General features: G+C 61.8%; 14 protein-coding genes. 7 read left to right on the top strand and 7 right to left on the bottom strand.

From position 1 onward, the window contains the following. Positions 1 to 3: 3 nt before the first annotated feature. Genes pcaG through pcaC form a run of 3 tightly spaced genes read right to left on the bottom strand, consistent with a single transcriptional unit; the run spans position 4 to position 1,753 of the window. Positions 4 to 624, bottom strand: coding sequence for a protocatechuate 3,4-dioxygenase subunit alpha (gene pcaG / locus ACXAEK_RS21305; protein WP_475045342.1), 621 nt, complete (start codon positions 622 to 624; stop codon positions 4 to 6). Beyond that, the gene (gene pcaH, locus ACXAEK_RS21300) at positions 624 to 1,361 is read right to left on the bottom strand and encodes a protocatechuate 3,4-dioxygenase subunit beta (RefSeq protein ID WP_475044978.1); all 738 of its coding nucleotides are present in this window, start codon (positions 1,359 to 1,361) and stop codon (positions 624 to 626) included. The genes pcaG and pcaH overlap by 1 nt, the downstream gene beginning before the upstream one ends. Beyond that, positions 1,358 to 1,753, bottom strand: coding sequence for a 4-carboxymuconolactone decarboxylase (gene pcaC, locus ACXAEK_RS21295; RefSeq protein WP_475044977.1), 396 nt, complete (start codon positions 1,751 to 1,753; stop codon positions 1,358 to 1,360). Before pcaC ends, pcaH begins: the two co-directional genes overlap by 4 nt. An 87-nt stretch (positions 1,754 to 1,840) precedes the next feature. On the opposite strand from pcaC, the gene pcaQ reads away from it, so the two are divergent. The 5 genes from pcaQ to ACXAEK_RS21270 all read left to right on the top strand — a co-directional run bounded on the left by pcaQ (position 1,841) and on the right by ACXAEK_RS21270 (position 9,355). Further along, positions 1,841 to 2,767, top strand: a complete 927-nt coding sequence (gene pcaQ, locus ACXAEK_RS21290) for a pca operon transcription factor PcaQ (protein ID WP_475044975.1) — start codon at positions 1,841 to 1,843, stop codon at positions 2,765 to 2,767. Between the two features lie 132 nt (positions 2,768 to 2,899). Next, positions 2,900 to 3,811: an MBL fold metallo-hydrolase gene (locus ACXAEK_RS21285; protein ID WP_475044973.1), complete on the top strand. Its 912-nt coding sequence runs from the start codon at positions 2,900 to 2,902 to the stop codon at positions 3,809 to 3,811. A gap of 358 nt (positions 3,812 to 4,169) precedes the next feature. Then, positions 4,170 to 5,828 (top strand): transcriptional regulator, encoded by a 1,659-nt coding sequence (locus tag ACXAEK_RS21280; protein WP_475044971.1) that lies wholly within the window; start codon positions 4,170 to 4,172, stop codon positions 5,826 to 5,828. Between the two features lie 173 nt (positions 5,829 to 6,001). After that, a complete protein-coding gene (locus tag ACXAEK_RS21275) occupies positions 6,002 to 6,460 on the top strand; it encodes a hypothetical protein (RefSeq protein WP_475044969.1) in 459 nt (152 codons plus the stop codon). A 240-nt stretch (positions 6,461 to 6,700) separates the two neighbouring features. Beyond that, the gene (locus ACXAEK_RS21270; RefSeq protein WP_475044967.1) at positions 6,701 to 9,355 is read left to right on the top strand and encodes a methyl-accepting chemotaxis protein; all 2,655 of its coding nucleotides are present in this window, start codon (positions 6,701 to 6,703) and stop codon (positions 9,353 to 9,355) included. Between the two features lie 82 nt (positions 9,356 to 9,437). On the opposite strand, the gene ACXAEK_RS21265 is transcribed toward ACXAEK_RS21270, so the two are convergent. From ACXAEK_RS21265 to ACXAEK_RS21250, 4 genes are all read right to left on the bottom strand, one after another. Next, positions 9,438 to 10,373 carry a glycosyltransferase family 2 protein gene (locus tag ACXAEK_RS21265; protein WP_475044966.1) on the bottom strand — a complete coding sequence of 312 codons (936 nt, stop codon included), beginning with the start codon at positions 10,371 to 10,373 and terminating at the stop codon, positions 9,438 to 9,440. Between the two features lie 45 nt (positions 10,374 to 10,418). Next, positions 10,419 to 11,360, bottom strand: coding sequence for a GNAT family N-acetyltransferase (locus ACXAEK_RS21260; protein ID WP_475044965.1), 942 nt, complete (start codon positions 11,358 to 11,360; stop codon positions 10,419 to 10,421). Between the two features lie 3 nt (positions 11,361 to 11,363). Next, on the bottom strand, positions 11,364 to 12,224 hold the full coding sequence (locus ACXAEK_RS21255) for a hypothetical protein (RefSeq protein WP_475044963.1): 861 nt from the start codon (positions 12,222 to 12,224) through the stop codon (positions 11,364 to 11,366). 70 nt (positions 12,225 to 12,294) lie between these two features. Beyond that, a complete protein-coding gene (locus tag ACXAEK_RS21250) occupies positions 12,295 to 12,969 on the bottom strand; it encodes a NeuD/PglB/VioB family sugar acetyltransferase (RefSeq protein WP_475044961.1) in 675 nt (224 codons plus the stop codon). A 108-nt stretch (positions 12,970 to 13,077) separates the two neighbouring features. Here ACXAEK_RS21250 and ACXAEK_RS21245 point away from each other — a divergent pair, with 108 nt between their 5' ends. Then, positions 13,078 to 13,491, top strand: a complete 414-nt coding sequence (locus tag ACXAEK_RS21245) for a sugar 3,4-ketoisomerase (protein ID WP_475044959.1) — start codon at positions 13,078 to 13,080, stop codon at positions 13,489 to 13,491. After that, positions 13,488 to 14,585 carry a DegT/DnrJ/EryC1/StrS family aminotransferase gene (locus tag ACXAEK_RS21240; RefSeq protein ID WP_475044957.1) on the top strand — a complete coding sequence of 366 codons (1,098 nt, stop codon included), beginning with the start codon at positions 13,488 to 13,490 and terminating at the stop codon, positions 14,583 to 14,585. The genes ACXAEK_RS21245 and ACXAEK_RS21240 overlap by 4 nt, the downstream gene beginning before the upstream one ends. The last annotated feature ends 596 nt before the right edge of the window (positions 14,586 to 15,181 follow it).

The following is a 15,181-nucleotide window of genomic DNA, read 5'->3' as shown; positions in this document are numbered from 1 at the left end:
CCTTCAGATGTCAAAAAACACGGTCTCATCTTCACCCTGAAGGCGGATATCGAACCGGTAGACGGTCTGGCCGTCCCGCTCACTGCGGCTGGCGATAAGGGTAGCGCGGCGGCGCTCCCACTCTATCAGATTCAGCACTGGGTCGGCAGCGTTGGCCGCGGGTTCGTCCTCGAAATAGATCCGCGTGTTCAGTCCCACGTTGATGCCGCGCGCCACGATCCACAGGTTGATATGCGGCGCCATTATCTGGCCGCTCCGGTCCGTCACCGGGCCAGGCTTCACGGTGTCAAACGCCCATTCTCCACTCTCGAAATCAGTGATTACCCGGCCCCAGCCGCGAAAGCCTTCCTCCACTTCACCCGCGTGCTCGGGGTGAGCATAGACGCCGTCCGCATTGGCTTGCCAGGCCTCCAGCAGCACGTCCTTGACCGGCGAACCGGTGCCGTCGGTCACCACGCCCTGGACCCGGATGCGTTCGCCTTTGGCGTTGGGGCCGGCGATGTCCCATCCGAGCTCCTGATCGTAGATCTCAAACCCTGCCGCGCCGGGAGCCAGTCCGATATGGACATACGGCCCGGCGGTCTGCGAGGGGGTTTCTTTCAGGTAGTCCAGCTTCTGGCGCATCAATTCCCCTCCAGCCGGTTTTCAAACAGGGTGGACCGCCGCCCGCGCAGCACGATGTCAAAGCGGTAGGCGATGGTGTCCAGCGGGATGGTGGCGTTCATGTCGAGGCGCGCCACGAGCATCTCCACCGCCTCCGGATCCGGGATGGTGTTCACGATCGGGCAGCGGGCAATCAGCGGGTCGCCCTCGAAATAGAGCTGGGTGATCAGCCGCTGGGCAAAGCCGCTGCCAAAGACCGAAATGTGGATATGCGCGGGCCGCCAGTCGTTTACCCAATTGCGCCAGGGATAGGCGCCGGGTTTCACGGTACGGAAATGGTAGCTGCCGTTCTCATCCGTCAGCGTCCGGCCGCAGCCGCCGAAGTTCGGGTCCAGCGCCCCCAGATAGGTGTCCTTCTTGTGCCGGTAGCGGCCTGAGGCATTGGCCTGCCAGACCTCCACCAGCGTGTTCGGCACCGGGCGCGCGTTTTCATCCAGCACCCGGCCATGCACTATAATCCGTTCGCCGATCGGGCTTTGGCCGGCTTGGGCGAAATTACGCAGCAGGTCGTTGTCGCCGGGGGCGATGTCGTTATGGCCGAACACCGGTCCAGTGATTTCGCTGGTGGTGTTCTCCAGGCTGATCAGCGGAAACTGCGGCGAGCGGGTGACCGAGGTCTTGTAATCCTGCGACAGGGCAGGGGGGTGCCAGCGGCGGTCCCTCTGATAGAACTCCCCGGGCTGCGGTGGCTTGGTCATTCGGTTTCCCCTCCCTCGCTTTCCATTTCGGCATAGGTTTGCTTGGCCAGTTTCAGCGCGCGGTTGGCCCGCGGCACCCCGGCATAGATGGCCACGTGCTGGAAGGCCTCCAGCACGTCTTCCCGGCTGGTGCCGGTGCGGATGGTGGCGCGGATGTGCATCGGGATCTCGTCAAAATTGCCGGTGGCGGCCAGCAGCGCCAGCGTCAGCATCGAGCGTTCCCGCAAGCTGATCCGGTCCGAGGCCCAGACCGTGCCCCAGGCGGCCTCGGTGATCAGTTCCTGAAATGGCTGGTCCAGCGCGATCTTGGCGGCCTCCGCCCGGTCCACATGGGCATCTCCCAGCACCTGGCGCCGCACCTGCATGCCGCGGTCGTAACGGTCTTGCGTCATTCCGGTCTCCTCGTCGTGAAAGAGTATCGCATAGCGCAAGTGATCTGTATAATCCTCAATCAGGCATGAAATAATAACTGTATCGGTATGCGTTTTTCCTCATCCCTGAAGCTGCGCCATCTGGAGGTTTTCGTAGAAGTGGCCCGCAAGATGAGCGTTACCCAGGCGGCCGAGGCGCTGGGGGTGTCTCAGCCTGCGGTTACCAGGGCGCTGCGCGAGCTGGAGGCGGTCTGCGGAAAGCCGCTGGTTGAGAGGCATGGCCGTGGCATCCGGCTGAGCGCCTATGGCGAGCTGTTCCTCGATCATGCAGGCCGCAGCTTGGCGCTGGCCCGCGACGGGGTGGCGCTGCTGCGTGGGCTGGATGAGGCAGAGGGACCGCTGGTCGCCATTGGCGCCTTGCCCACGGTGGCGGCGGATCTGGTGCCGGACACGCTGGCGCAGCTGCGCAATAGCGGCGCGCCGGGCCGGTTCAAGGTCATGTCCGGCGATAACCAGTATCTGATTGATCAGCTGCGCCGGGGGCAGCTGGACCTTGTGGTTGGCCGGATGCCGGCGCCTGAGACCATGGCCGGGGTGGAGTTTGACCCCCTGTACCGCGAGCGGGTGGCAGCGGTGGTGGCGAGCGGCCATCCTCTGGCCGGTGCCCCGCATGTGACGCCCGGGGCATTTGAAGACTACCCGGTGCTGATGCCTTCAGAGGGGTCGATCATCCGGCCCCTGGTGGAGCGGATGTTTCTGGAGCAAGGCCTGACCATGCCGCGGTTCCCGGTTGAATTTGTGTCTTCGACCTTTGGGCGCCGGTTCGTGCTGCAGCACCGGGCTGTCTGGATCATCAGCCAGGGCGTGGTGCGCCCGGATCTGGAGGCGGGCACAATGGCAGCATTGCCGCTGGACACCGGCGCCACGCTTGGCCCGGTGGGCCTGTGCAGACGGCGGGAGCATCAGTTGTCCGTACCAGCGCAGCGGTTTTGCACGGTTCTGCGGGGAACCTGTGCAGCGTGTGGTTTAGCCTAAGGATTCTGGGCCGCTTACCTCGCAGCGGGCTGGCTGCGGCAACAAAGGGAGTTTTCGGGCCGCTTGTTGACTATATAATTCACGAAGGCGCATATCTGAATTTAATTTGCGCAGCACAGGAGGGAGATGGTCATGGCTTTGAGCAGGCGTGATTTCGGTTTGGCGGCGGCAGCCGGGCTTGCAGCGGCGGCAGTGCCAGGGTGGGGCACAGCTCAGCTCCGTTTGGGCGGCAAGCGGATTGAGACGGTTTCCGATGGCCATCTTACCTTGCCGCCTGACTTCTTGTTTCCCGGCTTGGACGCGGAGGCGCTGCAGCAGGTGCTGAAGACGTTCGGGTTGCCTTCCGGGCCGCTGACACCGGCAGTGAATGTAACGCTGCTGAAGGAGGAGGGCCGGGTTGTCTTGTTTGATGCAGGCGCCGGGCCGGGGTTCCAGGACAGCGCAGGCGGATTGCCCGACGCCTTGGCGGCCATAGGCCTGTCGCCGGAGGATGTGACCCATGTTGTCTTTACCCATTGCCATCCCGATCACCTGTGGGGGGTGCTGGACGATTTTGATGACCTGCTGTTCCCCCAGGCAGCCTTCTTGATGGGGCAGGGCGAATGGGAGTTTTGGTTCGACCCCGCGACGGCTGAAATGATTGGCGGCGGCCGCGCGGCCATGGCGGCAGGCGCCCGCCGCCGCATGGAGATCCTGGAGGACCGGATACAGCTGTTCCGGGGCGGTGAGGAGATCCTGCCGGGCGTGGCAGCGGTTGCCACTCCGGGCCATACGCCGGGCCACATGTCCTTTGAAATCCGCGAGGGCAGCGAAAGCGTTATGGTTTTGGGTGATGCTATTGGCAACCATCATGTCAGTCTTGCCGAGCCGGAGAGAGCCGTGGGGGCAGACCAGGATCCGCAGGCGGCGGCACAGACGCGGCTTCGTCTGCTGGACCGGCTAGCCGCGGAGCAGATGCGTGTGATCGGGTATCACTTCCCGCAAGGCGGTATCGGCCGGGTGGAGCGGAACGGGACGAGCTACAGGTTTTCTGCAGGGGCATAGGCTGCCGGGTGACAGGCCGCGCAGCACGTTCCGTGATTGTGCTGCACTGCTGCCGTTTGGGTTGAGTTTCGGAATGCTTGGTAATTGTATGTTACCTGTGCGCAAACAGGGTGCGCGTGGCGCATGTCTGAAAATGCCCGCAATACGTGAGTTCAGGAGTGGCCCGCCGGCGGCGCCCTTTTGTTGCGGCGCTTTGCAATTCCAGGTACGCTGCGCAGTGATGGCTTTCCCGGCGGTTGCGTGATTATTTTGCGTCGTTTTGAAATTCTTACAATCTTTAATTGCAAAATAAATACACGCAATGCAATATGATGGTGATTTAATCTCAGGTGTATCACGCTTATTGTGGGGTTGACGGATGTCTGTATTCCTCAAGATCTGCCGTTTTGGTGCTTTCGGTGTTTTTCGTGCGGATGGAACCGCTGTTCAGCTAGGAGCAAAGCATCAGGCGCTGCTGGCACTGCTATCAACTGCGGATGGAGGGATCCGGACGCGGGCGTTTCTGGAGAAGACTTTGTGGTGCCTGGCGCAGCCTGAACAGGCCAAGGCAAGCCTGCGCACGGCGTTGTCCACGCTGCGGCGCCATCTGGGCCCGGAAGCGGCAGAGCTTCTATTTGCCAACCGCGAGCGGGTCATCCTGGATCTGACCCGTGTGGAGCTGGACAGCTGCACGGGCCATGCAGACTTCATGGAAGGCTTTGAACTGCCGCATGAGGCTGTGTTCAATGCCTGGCTGGGCGAAACCCGGGCGGAATTCGTACGCGGCGCGGCCAGTCCTGGAACTCGGACCGGGTCTTCGCCGGGCCGGGTCATTCTTGACGGCATGCTGCCATCCATCGCGGTGCTGCCTTTTGTCCACCGCGCGCCCGGAGAGGCCGCTGAGCCGCTGGGGTCGCTGATGTCAGAGGAACTGTCCCGGCATTTGTCGCGCAGCTGGGCGTTCTCGGTCACCTCTTATTTGGCGTCGCGCCAGTTTGATCCGTTCACCGTGCGCCCGGCCGAAGTGTCTTCGGTGGCCGGTGTCGATTATCTGGTGTCGGGCACGGTCAGCTGCGAGGGCGACCGGTTCCGTGCCGAGATTGATCTCCACGATGCTCTGCGCGAAAAGGTGATCTGGTCGCGCAGTTTCGAGGGATCGGTCGAGGGGTTGATCGCTGGGCACAGTGCGGTGCTGCGCAATGCAACCCAGCAGATCGGCCAGACCGCAACGGGTGAGGCCGTCCGTCTGGCAGATTTCAAGCCGCTTGCGGCGTTAGAAAGCCACACTTTGCTGATGGCGGCGATTTCGCTGATGCAGGAAATGGACGCTGCGAAATTTCAAAGGGCGCATGAGATCTTGTCCTATTTGCTGGAACGGGAGCCGGATCATGTGCTGCCTCTGACCTGGATGGGGTTCTGGCATGTCATGCGGGTTGAAAAGGGCCTGTCCCCAAACCGGGAGGAGGACTGCCGCCTGGCCAACAGCATGGCTGGGGCGGCAATTGAGGCCGCGCCGGGTTTCTCGCTGGCGCATACCCTCAAGGGGCATATTTCCAGCCATCTGACCTTCCGGTTCGATCTGGCCCAGGATGCCTATGATCTGGCCTTGCGCGACAACCCGAACGAAGCGCTTGCCCTGCTGCTGAAAGGGGCGACGCTGGCCTATCAGGATATGCCGGATGAGGCGGTTTTGATGACAGACGCGGCGCGGCGTCTGACACCATTAGGTCCGCAGCGGTACTATTTTGATGCACTGTCCGCGCTTGCCAATCTGTCGGCCCGTAATTTTGGCCGGGCGATTGAACTTGCCGACCGGTCCTTGGAGGCCAAGGGGGCCTTTCCTGGACCGCTGCGGTCCAAGGCGATCGCCTTGCAGATGTCGGGGCGCGGAGAGGAAGCCCGCAGCACCGTCCAGCAGCTGCTGGAGGCGGCGCCTGAATTCTGCCTGTCGCAATTCCAGCGCGACAACCCGGCAGCCATGAGCCCGGCGGGGCAGGAGTGGGCCTCTGCGCTGCGCCGGGCCGGGGTGCCTGAATAAGCGGCCGCCGCAGCGCTGCGATGGGGCCGTCAGGCGGACGCTGGCGGCGTGACGTGATGTAACATGTGTCAAAAATCTATCTTTTGCGCTGCAATTCACTGAAGTCTGCTAGGCTTTTAGTAATTGAGCAATAGAAACAACAGTCAGCCCGCTAACGGGCGGCAGGGGGCGGTTTGGCGGAAAGTCTTGCCTTTGAGCGGCGGTTCTCAGAGTTCGGCCAGCATGTGCTGCCAGAGGAGCGGACACAGGACATTCTTGATGTCGTGGAAGATTTCATGCAGCGCTGGGGGTATTCGGTTCAGAACCTGATTGGCGCTGAGTTGACGGTTGAGCATCTGGGCGGTCAGCCCGGCGAAGCGCCAGACCTGATTTTCAGGATGGCCGCGGTGGATTATTTTGAGATTGTGATCCGAAGCCCAAGCGGCGCTGTCAGCTATGGCGGCTGGCTGACCGGCACCTTGCCTGTCACCGTGTCCGGCGAGCAGGTTAATGGCCGGCCTGTGCTGCTGTCAGCCTCCCGCCAGGGCGGAAAGATACGGCATGTTTTTGATCCTTTGGCGGGCTACCGTCCCGATGGTCAGACGGCCAGCTTGCCGCTTCACGCCGCTCAGCGCCTGGCGGTTGCAGACTGATGATGCATAAACTGCAGGCCGGATGAGCACTGGTGGCAGATGATCACTAAAATCCAATAGATTTCCTTTCAGCCGCTCATGCCTTTTTAACGTTCTTCCGGCCCTTCTATCCGGGAGACGCGGGTGGCTGTGCGGCAGCGGCTTTGCACCATCGAAGGCCTGGTTTGCCCGGTTGCGGCAGCGGTGCCGGCTGAACGCCGGACCAGGAAAGCAAGACGGGCGGATGCCCTGGGTGAAAATATGACTGCAAAGAAGAACGTTTCCGGCAAACGTGGTTTCCGGCTGTTTTCAAGCATTGGCGCCAAGATCACGCTGATCCTGATGGCGATGGGGGGTGCCTTGGCGGTTGGCGGGGTTCTGGTCACCCTGGTTTTTGCCCAGACAGGCCGCCAGATGGAGGTTCTGACCGGTCAGAAAGTGCCGCAACTGGAGTTGAGCGGCCGTCTGGTTAAGGCAGCAGGCCGGGCCAAGGATGCCATGATCGGGGTTCTTCAGGCCAATTCTGCAGAGGCGCTTGCAAAAGCAGAGGAAGAGGCGGCTGCAGCTGTTGCGCATTTGGAAGACAGCGTCGCTGGTCTGCCGGCTGCGGATCAGGCGATGTTCAAGCCAGAGGCGGTGGCAGCGTCTGAAATGCTCAGCAATCTGATTGCTGCCCGCAAGGGTGCCTTCCGCAACCAGGCCTGGATTGATACCCAGACCGCCAGCTTGCAAACGCTCAGCCAGGCCTTGCAGGCGAAGCTCGTCAAGGTGGCCTCGGAAGCCAGTGACAGCCTGATGGCGGGTGGTGAAGATACGATTGGTCAGGTCGACGAGGTGCTGAACAACCTTGTAGAGCAGCAGTTCGGCAGTTTGCAGATCCTGCTGGAGGCCAGGGCGGACATCAGCGTTCTGTCCGGGGCAGCGCTGGCGCTGGGCCATGTGCGCGACGTGCCGACGAAGCGGGCGCTCAAGAAGATGGCGAATGAGGCGCTGAAACGACTGGAACCGGTGCTGAACCGCCTTGACGAACTGGGGCTGGACGCTTTCCGTGCCAAGAAAGTCCGCGAAGGGGTTGAGTTGTTCCGCTCGACGCTGTCGGCCAGCCGCAAGGAGCTGAAGGACAGCCGCAAAGCGGTGCTGAGCGCCCGGAACGCAAGTGTGCGCCCCTTGACCCAGGCAATGGAGCGGATGGTGTTCACCCTGTCGGTTGCAGCGACCCAGGCCAGTGCCGACAACCGGACGGCCATTCAAGGGCTGCTGGACAATCAGGTCGGAGTCCTGCAGCAGCTGCTGGAGGTCAATGGCTGGATCAGCGCCTTTCAGATTGCGTCGCTGGAAGTGGCCGCCGCTTCTGATATCAGTGCTGCAAACGCAGCCTTGGCCCCCCTTCAGAAGGCGGCCAAGGCCCTGCAGGGCTACATCGCCTTTGGCGGCGGGGTGCTGGAGGCGGAGCTGAAAGGCATCACGGTTCTTGCGGATCCGTCCGAAGGGCTCCCGGTGTTCAAGGTGGCATCGCTCGAAGCCTCCGCAGCGGCAGCGGCAGCGTCGCAGGCAACCGTGGCGGCCATGCTGGAGTTTTCCCAGCACGCAGCTGGGCTGGGGGCTGAAAGCCGGCAGGAGATCGCCTCCATCGCAGATGGTCTTGCCAGTGATGTGTCGGCGGCCCAGCGGCAGTTGCAGATCCTGGCGGCGGTCTCTGTGGCCGTGTTCCTTGGGGCGCTGGTGCTGACGCGGATGCTCATCCTGCGCCCGCTTGCGGACATCAGCGGTACCACGGAACGGCTGGCAGCGGGCAACCTGCGCCCGGTGAATGGGTATGAGCGCTCCAGCAGCGAAATCTACCGGATTGCCACGGCGCTGTCGGTGTTCCGGGACGGGCTGGTCGAAAAGGCGGAGGTTGAAGCCGCGGCCGAAGAGGAGCGCAATGCCAGGCTTGCGGAACAGGCCGCAGCGGTGACGGCCATCGGCGACGGGCTGGAACGGTTGTCGCAGGGCGATCTGACGATACGGATCCACGAAGACATGGGGGAGGGTTATGCCAAGCTGCGGGACGATTTCAACGCAGCGCTGGAAAAACTGGAAGCCTCCATCAGTAGTCTCAGCGTCAGCGGTCAGTCCATTGCGGGGGGCAGTACCGAAATCTCAGCCGCGTCGCATGATCTGTCTGAACGCTCGGAGCGCACGGCGCAAACGTTGGCCGGCACCGCAGCAGCCGTCAATCAGCTGTCGGTGTCGATCAGTGGAACGGCGCAGGCGTCGGGGGAGGCTTCTGCATCGGTGGAGGCTGCGCGCCAGAACGCCAGCGAAAGTATCGAGGTGGTCAAGCGGACCTATGGTGCGATGGAAGCCATCAAGGAAAGTTCCGAAAAGATCTCGCGGATTATCGGTATGATCGAAGCCATTGCCCAGCAGACCAACCTGCTGGCGCTGAACGCCGGGGTAGAGGCCGCGCGGGCGGGGAGCGTCGGCAAGGGATTTGCGGTCGTTGCATCCGAAGTGCGCACCCTTGCCCACCGTTCCAAAGAGGCGGCGACGGAAATTGCGGCGCTGGTGGACGAGTTGGGTCAGAATGTAGAGCTTGGTGCGGAACTGGTGGCGCAGACCCAGACAGCGATCAGCGAGATCTCGGCGTCGGTTGCCAGTGCTGCCGATCTGATGAAGACCATTTCGCAAGCGTCCTCGGAACAGTCCGGCAGCCTGCAGGAGATCAACTCGGCCATGTCCAATCTTGACGATGCGACGACGCGCAACGCCGGGCTGTTCGAAGAGGTGACGTCTTCCAGCCTGGGCTTGTCCAAGGAAGCTCAGGCGATGGCTGGCGCAATTGGGGCTTTCCGCACAAATGCTGCAGGTGGCGCTGGCCAGCCCGCTGCAGAGGAGATTGGCCAGGAAGAGCCTTGGCGCCTGCAGGCTTGAGGCCGCGGCCCAGGCATAGGGCCTGATGCGGTTCTGACGGTCAGCCGGGGCGTCGGCGGGGCAGGGGTGGTCCGCTGCGGCGTTACCTGTTGCGCAGCCTGCGCAAGCCCTCGCTGGCGATCCCCTGAAGCTTGGCGTTCCAGCCATAAGACCTGCTGAACAGCACCTTGCCGAGCCCCTCGTAGGAGTCCAGCCGGGCGCAGATCTTACCGGCTGCCTGTGTCATATTTTTGACCACCAGCGCGTCCTCCGCCAGTCCAAAGTTCCGGGCATCTTTCAGCCTCTGTTCCAGAACCGCGAGCTGGCCCTGCAGCATTCTTGTGCGGCGCTCCTGGTTGGATAGGGGGCTGACTTTCTTGGTCAGCTGGGCTGAGATGCCGACGTCCTCTTTGTAGATCACCAGCTTTTCGGGGATGTAATGCAAGGCGTCTTCCAGCGCGGCGCGGAAGCCAAGGATCAGATCCTCATAGGCGCGCTCCTTGGGGAAGCCGCCGTATTTGCGGTACAGATCCTTGTGCCAGGCTGCCGTTGCACCCAGGTAGAGGGAAAAAGACGTGGCGGCATCCGCGGTTGTGAAGTCCTTGTAAAACAGCGCCCGGCGGTAGGCGTCCTCGCCGGGCTGCCCAGCCGGGTCCACGGTTTCCGCATCCGAATAGAACAGTTTGGCACCGGTTTGCCGGTGGCTGTCGATGATCCGCTGCGCCCGGTTGGGGGCGTTCCGGTCGTCGCCGGCGGTCCAGATCATCAGATCCGAGTTGGCCAGCGCGATGGCCTGTTCGATGTGCCGGTTGACACCCATGTTGGCCTCATTGCGCCGGGCTACGATCCGGTGCGGGCCGGTATACTCCTCTGCCAGCGCCTGGATGATTGCAAAGGTTTCATCGGTGGAGGCGTCATCCGAAATGATGATCTCGATCGGCTCGCAGTCCTGTTGCAGCAGCGATTGCACCGACCCGGCGATGGTGTCCTGCTGGCAGTAGGACAGCAGAATGAAGCTGGCGGCGGGTGTCTGCGTCATTGAATGTCCTCTTTATCATCCGGACCAGCCGTCCGGCTGCCCGCGTCAGGCAAGCTGCCAGCGGAACTGCTGATACACCGAGCTGCGGGCGCCGAACATTTCTTTTTGCTTGGCGAGGCCGGCGTTCAACACATGGCCTTGATCGGTCGTTGAAATGCCAAAGTCGAACCACGCCCGCCCGGCGTATTCGCCCTCCAGCAGCGCGTGAACAATCAGGTCGACGCCGCCGTGCCGGCGGCCGCGATCCGAGGAGGCGATGTATTGGACGTGCACAGTTTGGCTGCAATCGAAGATCACGAGGGCGGAAACCATCTGTTCGCCGTCAAAAGCGCCAAACAGGCGGATCCGGTCGGGGAACCGGCCGGCCAGCAACCGGATTTCTGCCTCGCTGTGCACGGGGCGTGCGTTGTGGCGGTCGCCCAGCACCTGGGTTAGCAGCGCCCAGCAGGCGCTCCAATCGCTGCTTTCGTGAACGTCGAGGCCTGCTTTGCGGGCCTTGCGCAGGCCGTCCTTTTTGCCGCTGCCAAAGGGCAGGCGGCGCGGCACCGCGATTGTCGCCGAGATATCTGTGCGAACAGCTAAGGCCCCATGACGGAACAGCGCATAGATGTCCTCGTCAGCCGGCTGGCTGTGGTAAATGTAGGGAATTGCCTTGTAGTTTACTTCGCTGAACCCGGCGGCAGGCAGGTAGTCTGCCAGCGCGTCAAACACATGCAGCATCCGTTCCGCGCTCATCTTTGCGCCGGAGATCACGCCGCCATAGGTGAGCCCGCCGTGGGAGTTCAGAACTGCGCCATCGGCGTTGGCAGGCATCACAGCAAGCAAGTTCCCGTTTTCGCGGATCATCAGCGAATGATCCTGAAACCTGTCGGCGTGATAATCCATGAAACCACGCTGCAGCAGGAAGGTGCCATTTTTCGACGCTTCGACAAAAGCATCCCATTGGCTGGCTTCCTCAGCCGCATAGCGCTGAACCTCAATGGCCACAGATCAATCCTCCAGCACGGCAACGCCGACGCCGGTCGCGCCCATGTTGTTGCCGTTGTAGAACAGATAGCTGCGGCCCTGAGGCGTGTCGATGCGTGCGGGGTAGCAGGTCATCTCGCCGTCCCAGGCTCCGGCTTCGCCACGCGGCAGTTCCAGGTCCGAGGTGCGGGTGAACTGCACCCCGTCGGGCGAGGTGAAGCGGAAGCTTTCGTATTGCTTGGACAGGGTGTCGGAGGTTGCCCGTAGCTCCCAGGTACCGTCCGGCAGCTGGTTCGCACGGGGGCGGCCAATGCGGTATTCCTGCGCGGCAGGGGGGATGATCCGCTGGGCTGCGGCGTTATCAAAGCGCAGCCCGTCGCTGCTGGTCAGGGTCCAGCAATCATAGGCCGGGTACAGCCGCCCGCCGATGTCCTGCCAGCCGAAGCCGCGGGAGATCCAGGCCCGGTAGGAGGAACCGTCCGGCAGCGGCGAAATGGAATGCAGCGCACCGATAAAGGCGCCTTCGGGGCAGCGGTCGATGACCGGTGTCTGCTGCACCCGCTCAAAGCTGTTGCCGCGGTCGCGGCTGACGGCCAGTCCGGTAAATGCCAGGAACTTGGCCTTCTCCACCAGCTGGAAGCCGACGTAATACATCCGCAGCTCATCTGCGGAGACTTCCAGAATATCACCCAGGATCATGCCGTTGTCGTCGAACATTCCGGGTGCGCCGAGGTCGATTACTGGATCTTCGGACACGGCCTGGACCCGCAGCGGATCAGCCGCATCCACATCCACCCAGCCGATCCGGCTGATGCCCTGATCGTCGCGCATGCCGCCAAACAGACGGATGGTGTCCGGATCCCGCTGCCAGGGGCAGGGGGTCATGAAGGAATGCCGGGCCCAAGTACGGCTCCCGTCCGGACTGAACACCAGGCCTTTTTTAACCCAGCCCATCTTACGGCTTTATCCTGAAATAGCGGTAAGACGACACTTTGGCCGGTTCCGCCGGGTTGCCGTTTAGGATCAGGCCAGGGGTGTCGAAGCTCTTGTTGACGACCGCTGCCATCCCGACAAAGCCGTCGTCGCCGGTTTTAACATTGTCCGCAAAGGCTGCATTGACCCCGACAAAACTGCTTGCGCCGATGTCGCAATATCCCGAAACAACCACGTGGGAGGACAGGAAGCAGTGCTCGCGGATCCGGGTCTGGTGACCGATATGATTGCCCGACCACAGCACACAGCCGCTTTCGATTGTGACCCCGTGCTGCACGACATTGTTCTCGAAAATAAAGACGTTGTCGCCCAGTTCGGCCGTTCGCCAGACCATGGCCCGGGGGCTGATGAAATTAGCCAGGGTGTACCCTTTGCTACGGGCGATCCCAATCAGCCGTGCCCGGACCCGGTTCAGTTTGGTCGAGGTCACGGCCACATGGGCCTCCACCGCAGCAGCTGGGAAAACCGTATCGGCTGTTTCCAGGGCCACCACGGGAAGGCCGAATTTCTCCGTTTCCGTCAGATACTCAGATTCCACAGCAAAGCCCGCAACCTCGTAGGCGCTGTCCACGGTGAAATACTCATAGGCGATGTCGGCGAATTCACCCGCACCGATGATCAGTAGCTTTTTGCTCATGGGAGGGGCGCTGTCCTTGATTGAGGCGGCCGCGGCGGCGGCGCTGCTTGCTGGTCCGGTTCAGATATGCATATACACAAGGGACATTCAAATGCGAAGGCGGTTTCCGTGCCTCTGACCGACTGCAAAATCATTGACTTGCCCAAGATTACCGATGTGCGGGGCAACCTGACCTTTGTCGAGGGCGGCAATCACATCCCCTTTGACATCAAGCGGGTCTATTACATTTATGATGTTCCGGGCGGGGCCGACCGAGGCGAGCATGCGCATAAGGCGCTGCATCAGTTTATCATCTGCATGTCCGGCAGCTTCGACATCCTGCTTGATGACGGGTTCGAGACCAAGCGGTTCCATCTGAACCGCTCTTATTACGGGCTTTATGTCTGTCCGATGATGTGGCGCTATCTGGACAATTTTTCCTCTGGGGCGGTTTGTATGGTGCTGACCTCAGAGATCTATGATGAGGCAGATTATATCCGCGACTATGATGAATTCAAAGCCGCCGCAGGTGCGGTGTCATGAAGGTTCCCTTTCTTGATATCGCGGGGGCTCATGCGGAGATCCAGGAACGGCTGGAAAGTGCCGTGCTGCGGGTTGCGCGGTCGGGCTATTTCATCCTTGGCCCTGAGGTCGAAGCCTTTGAGGCAGCGTTTGCCGGTTACACCGGCGCGGGTTTTTGCCGGGGCACCGGCAACGGCCTGGATGCGCTGATACTGGCATTGAGGGCGATGGGGATTGGCCCGGGCGACGAGGTGATCGTGCCTGCCAACACCTATATCGCTACCTGGCTCGCGGTCAGTTTTTGCGGTGCCCGTATTGTTCCGGTTGAGCCGCTGGAGGATACCCACAACATCGATCCAGCGGCCGTTGCAGCAGCTATCACACCGCAAACAAGGGCGATCATCCCTGTTCATCTTTACGGGCAGCCTGCAGATATGGACCCGCTGCTGGCGCTTGCGGAGAAGCATGGGCTGCATCTGCTCGAAGACGCGGCTCAGGCACATGGTGCAAAGTACAAGGGCAAACGGATCGGCAGTTTCGGCGAGGCGGCCTGCTGGAGCTTCTATCCAGGTAAAAACCTGGGGGCGCTGGGGGACGGCGGCGGCTTTACAACCAGCTCCGCGCAATTGGCCGCGCGGGTTGAGATGCTGCGAAACTATGGATCTGCGGTCAAATACGAGCATGAGCTTACTGGTCAGAACAGCCGCCTGGACCCAATGCAGGCGGCGGCTTTGCAAGTGAAGCTGCAGGTTCTTGACGGCTGGAATGCCCGGCGTCAGGCTATTGCCACCCGGTATCTGGATGCGCTGTCCGGATCCAGCCTGGTGCTGCCGGCGGTTCCGCAATGGGCGGACCCGGTCTGGCATCTTTTCGTGGTGCGGCACCCGGAGCGTGACGCCTTCCGGGCCCGTCTGGAAACGGCGGGCATCGGCACCGTCATCCACTATCCCAAACCGCCGCATCTTCAAGGCGCCTACGCGGGACTCGGATACGGGCAGGGGGCTTTCCCCTTGTCAGAGAAACTGGCGTCAGAGGTCATCAGCCTGCCGATTGGCCCGGCCCAGACCAGCGCCCAGACGGATTATGTCGTCGAACAGGTTCTAAAGCTCGTCTGATCTGTCCGGCATCGCGGAGCCAAAAGCTGCAACGCAGGGGCTGAACGCTGGCGTGCCGTCAGGGCAAACGCCTGCGGTTAGTGGCTCGGGGGAGTTTCAGGCGGCAGCAATACTATCAGCTCCGCATCATCCTGGCCGGCCGTGGTATGGGTGAAAGGTAAGCGGGGCTTTTCCGAGGGGTGAAGTCTATATCACCCGCTCGGAAACAATTCCGCAGGCTGCTGCTCTCTTCGACGGCTGCAAATGCCAGCTGGATATCTAGCCATGGGAAAGCGGCCTTGTCGGCACGCTGAAATCGTACGGAAAGAACAGGCAGCGAAACCGGGGGGCGGTTTTGCCGCGCAGGCGCATATTATTAAGGGAGATTGACCGATGTGGGCGTTTTCTTATTTCTTGGCGAACCTTGGTGACTACATCGACAGGCTCATAGCGAACAAAGTTCTGCTAGGCCTCCTCGTTGCTGTTCCCGTGGCTATTTTGGGTTATGGCCATTGGGCGGAGCAGCAAGTGGAGACGCAACGTGTCCAAGCCGCTGCCATCGAGAGCGTGACGGTGGAGACCCGGTGGTGGCGAGGGGCGGTGTGGTTGGGGGAGAA

The sequence above is a fragment of the Leisingera sp. ABM4_101 genome, from assembly GCF_056158725.1.
Note: the sequence above shows the minus strand (reverse complement) of the source record. Positions and strands in the feature narration are given on the sequence as shown.

What these genes read in the sequence shown, in the direction of transcription:
- pcaG (WP_475045342.1), bottom strand. Translation starts at nt 624, where the DNA reads ATGCGCCAGAAGCTGGACTACCTGAAAGAAACCCCCTCGCAGACCGCC.
- pcaH (WP_475044978.1), bottom strand. Translation starts at nt 1,361, where the DNA reads ATGACCAAGCCACCGCAGCCCGGGGAGTTCTATCAGAGGGACCGCCGC.
- pcaC (WP_475044977.1), bottom strand. Translation starts at nt 1,753, where the DNA reads ATGACGCAAGACCGTTACGACCGCGGCATGCAGGTGCGGCGCCAGGTG.
- pcaQ (WP_475044975.1), top strand. Translation starts at nt 1,841, where the DNA reads ATGCGTTTTTCCTCATCCCTGAAGCTGCGCCATCTGGAGGTTTTCGTA.
- ACXAEK_RS21285 (WP_475044973.1), top strand. Translation starts at nt 2,900, where the DNA reads ATGGCTTTGAGCAGGCGTGATTTCGGTTTGGCGGCGGCAGCCGGGCTT.
- ACXAEK_RS21280 (WP_475044971.1), top strand. Translation starts at nt 4,170, where the DNA reads ATGTCTGTATTCCTCAAGATCTGCCGTTTTGGTGCTTTCGGTGTTTTT.
- ACXAEK_RS21270 (WP_475044967.1), top strand. Translation starts at nt 6,701, where the DNA reads ATGACTGCAAAGAAGAACGTTTCCGGCAAACGTGGTTTCCGGCTGTTT.
- ACXAEK_RS21265 (WP_475044966.1), bottom strand. Translation starts at nt 10,373, where the DNA reads ATGACGCAGACACCCGCCGCCAGCTTCATTCTGCTGTCCTACTGCCAG.
- ACXAEK_RS21255 (WP_475044963.1), bottom strand. Translation starts at nt 12,224, where the DNA reads ATGACCCCCTGCCCCTGGCAGCGGGATCCGGACACCATCCGTCTGTTT.
- ACXAEK_RS21250 (WP_475044961.1), bottom strand. Translation starts at nt 12,969, where the DNA reads ATGAGCAAAAAGCTACTGATCATCGGTGCGGGTGAATTCGCCGACATC.
- ACXAEK_RS21240 (WP_475044957.1), top strand. Translation starts at nt 13,488, where the DNA reads ATGAAGGTTCCCTTTCTTGATATCGCGGGGGCTCATGCGGAGATCCAG.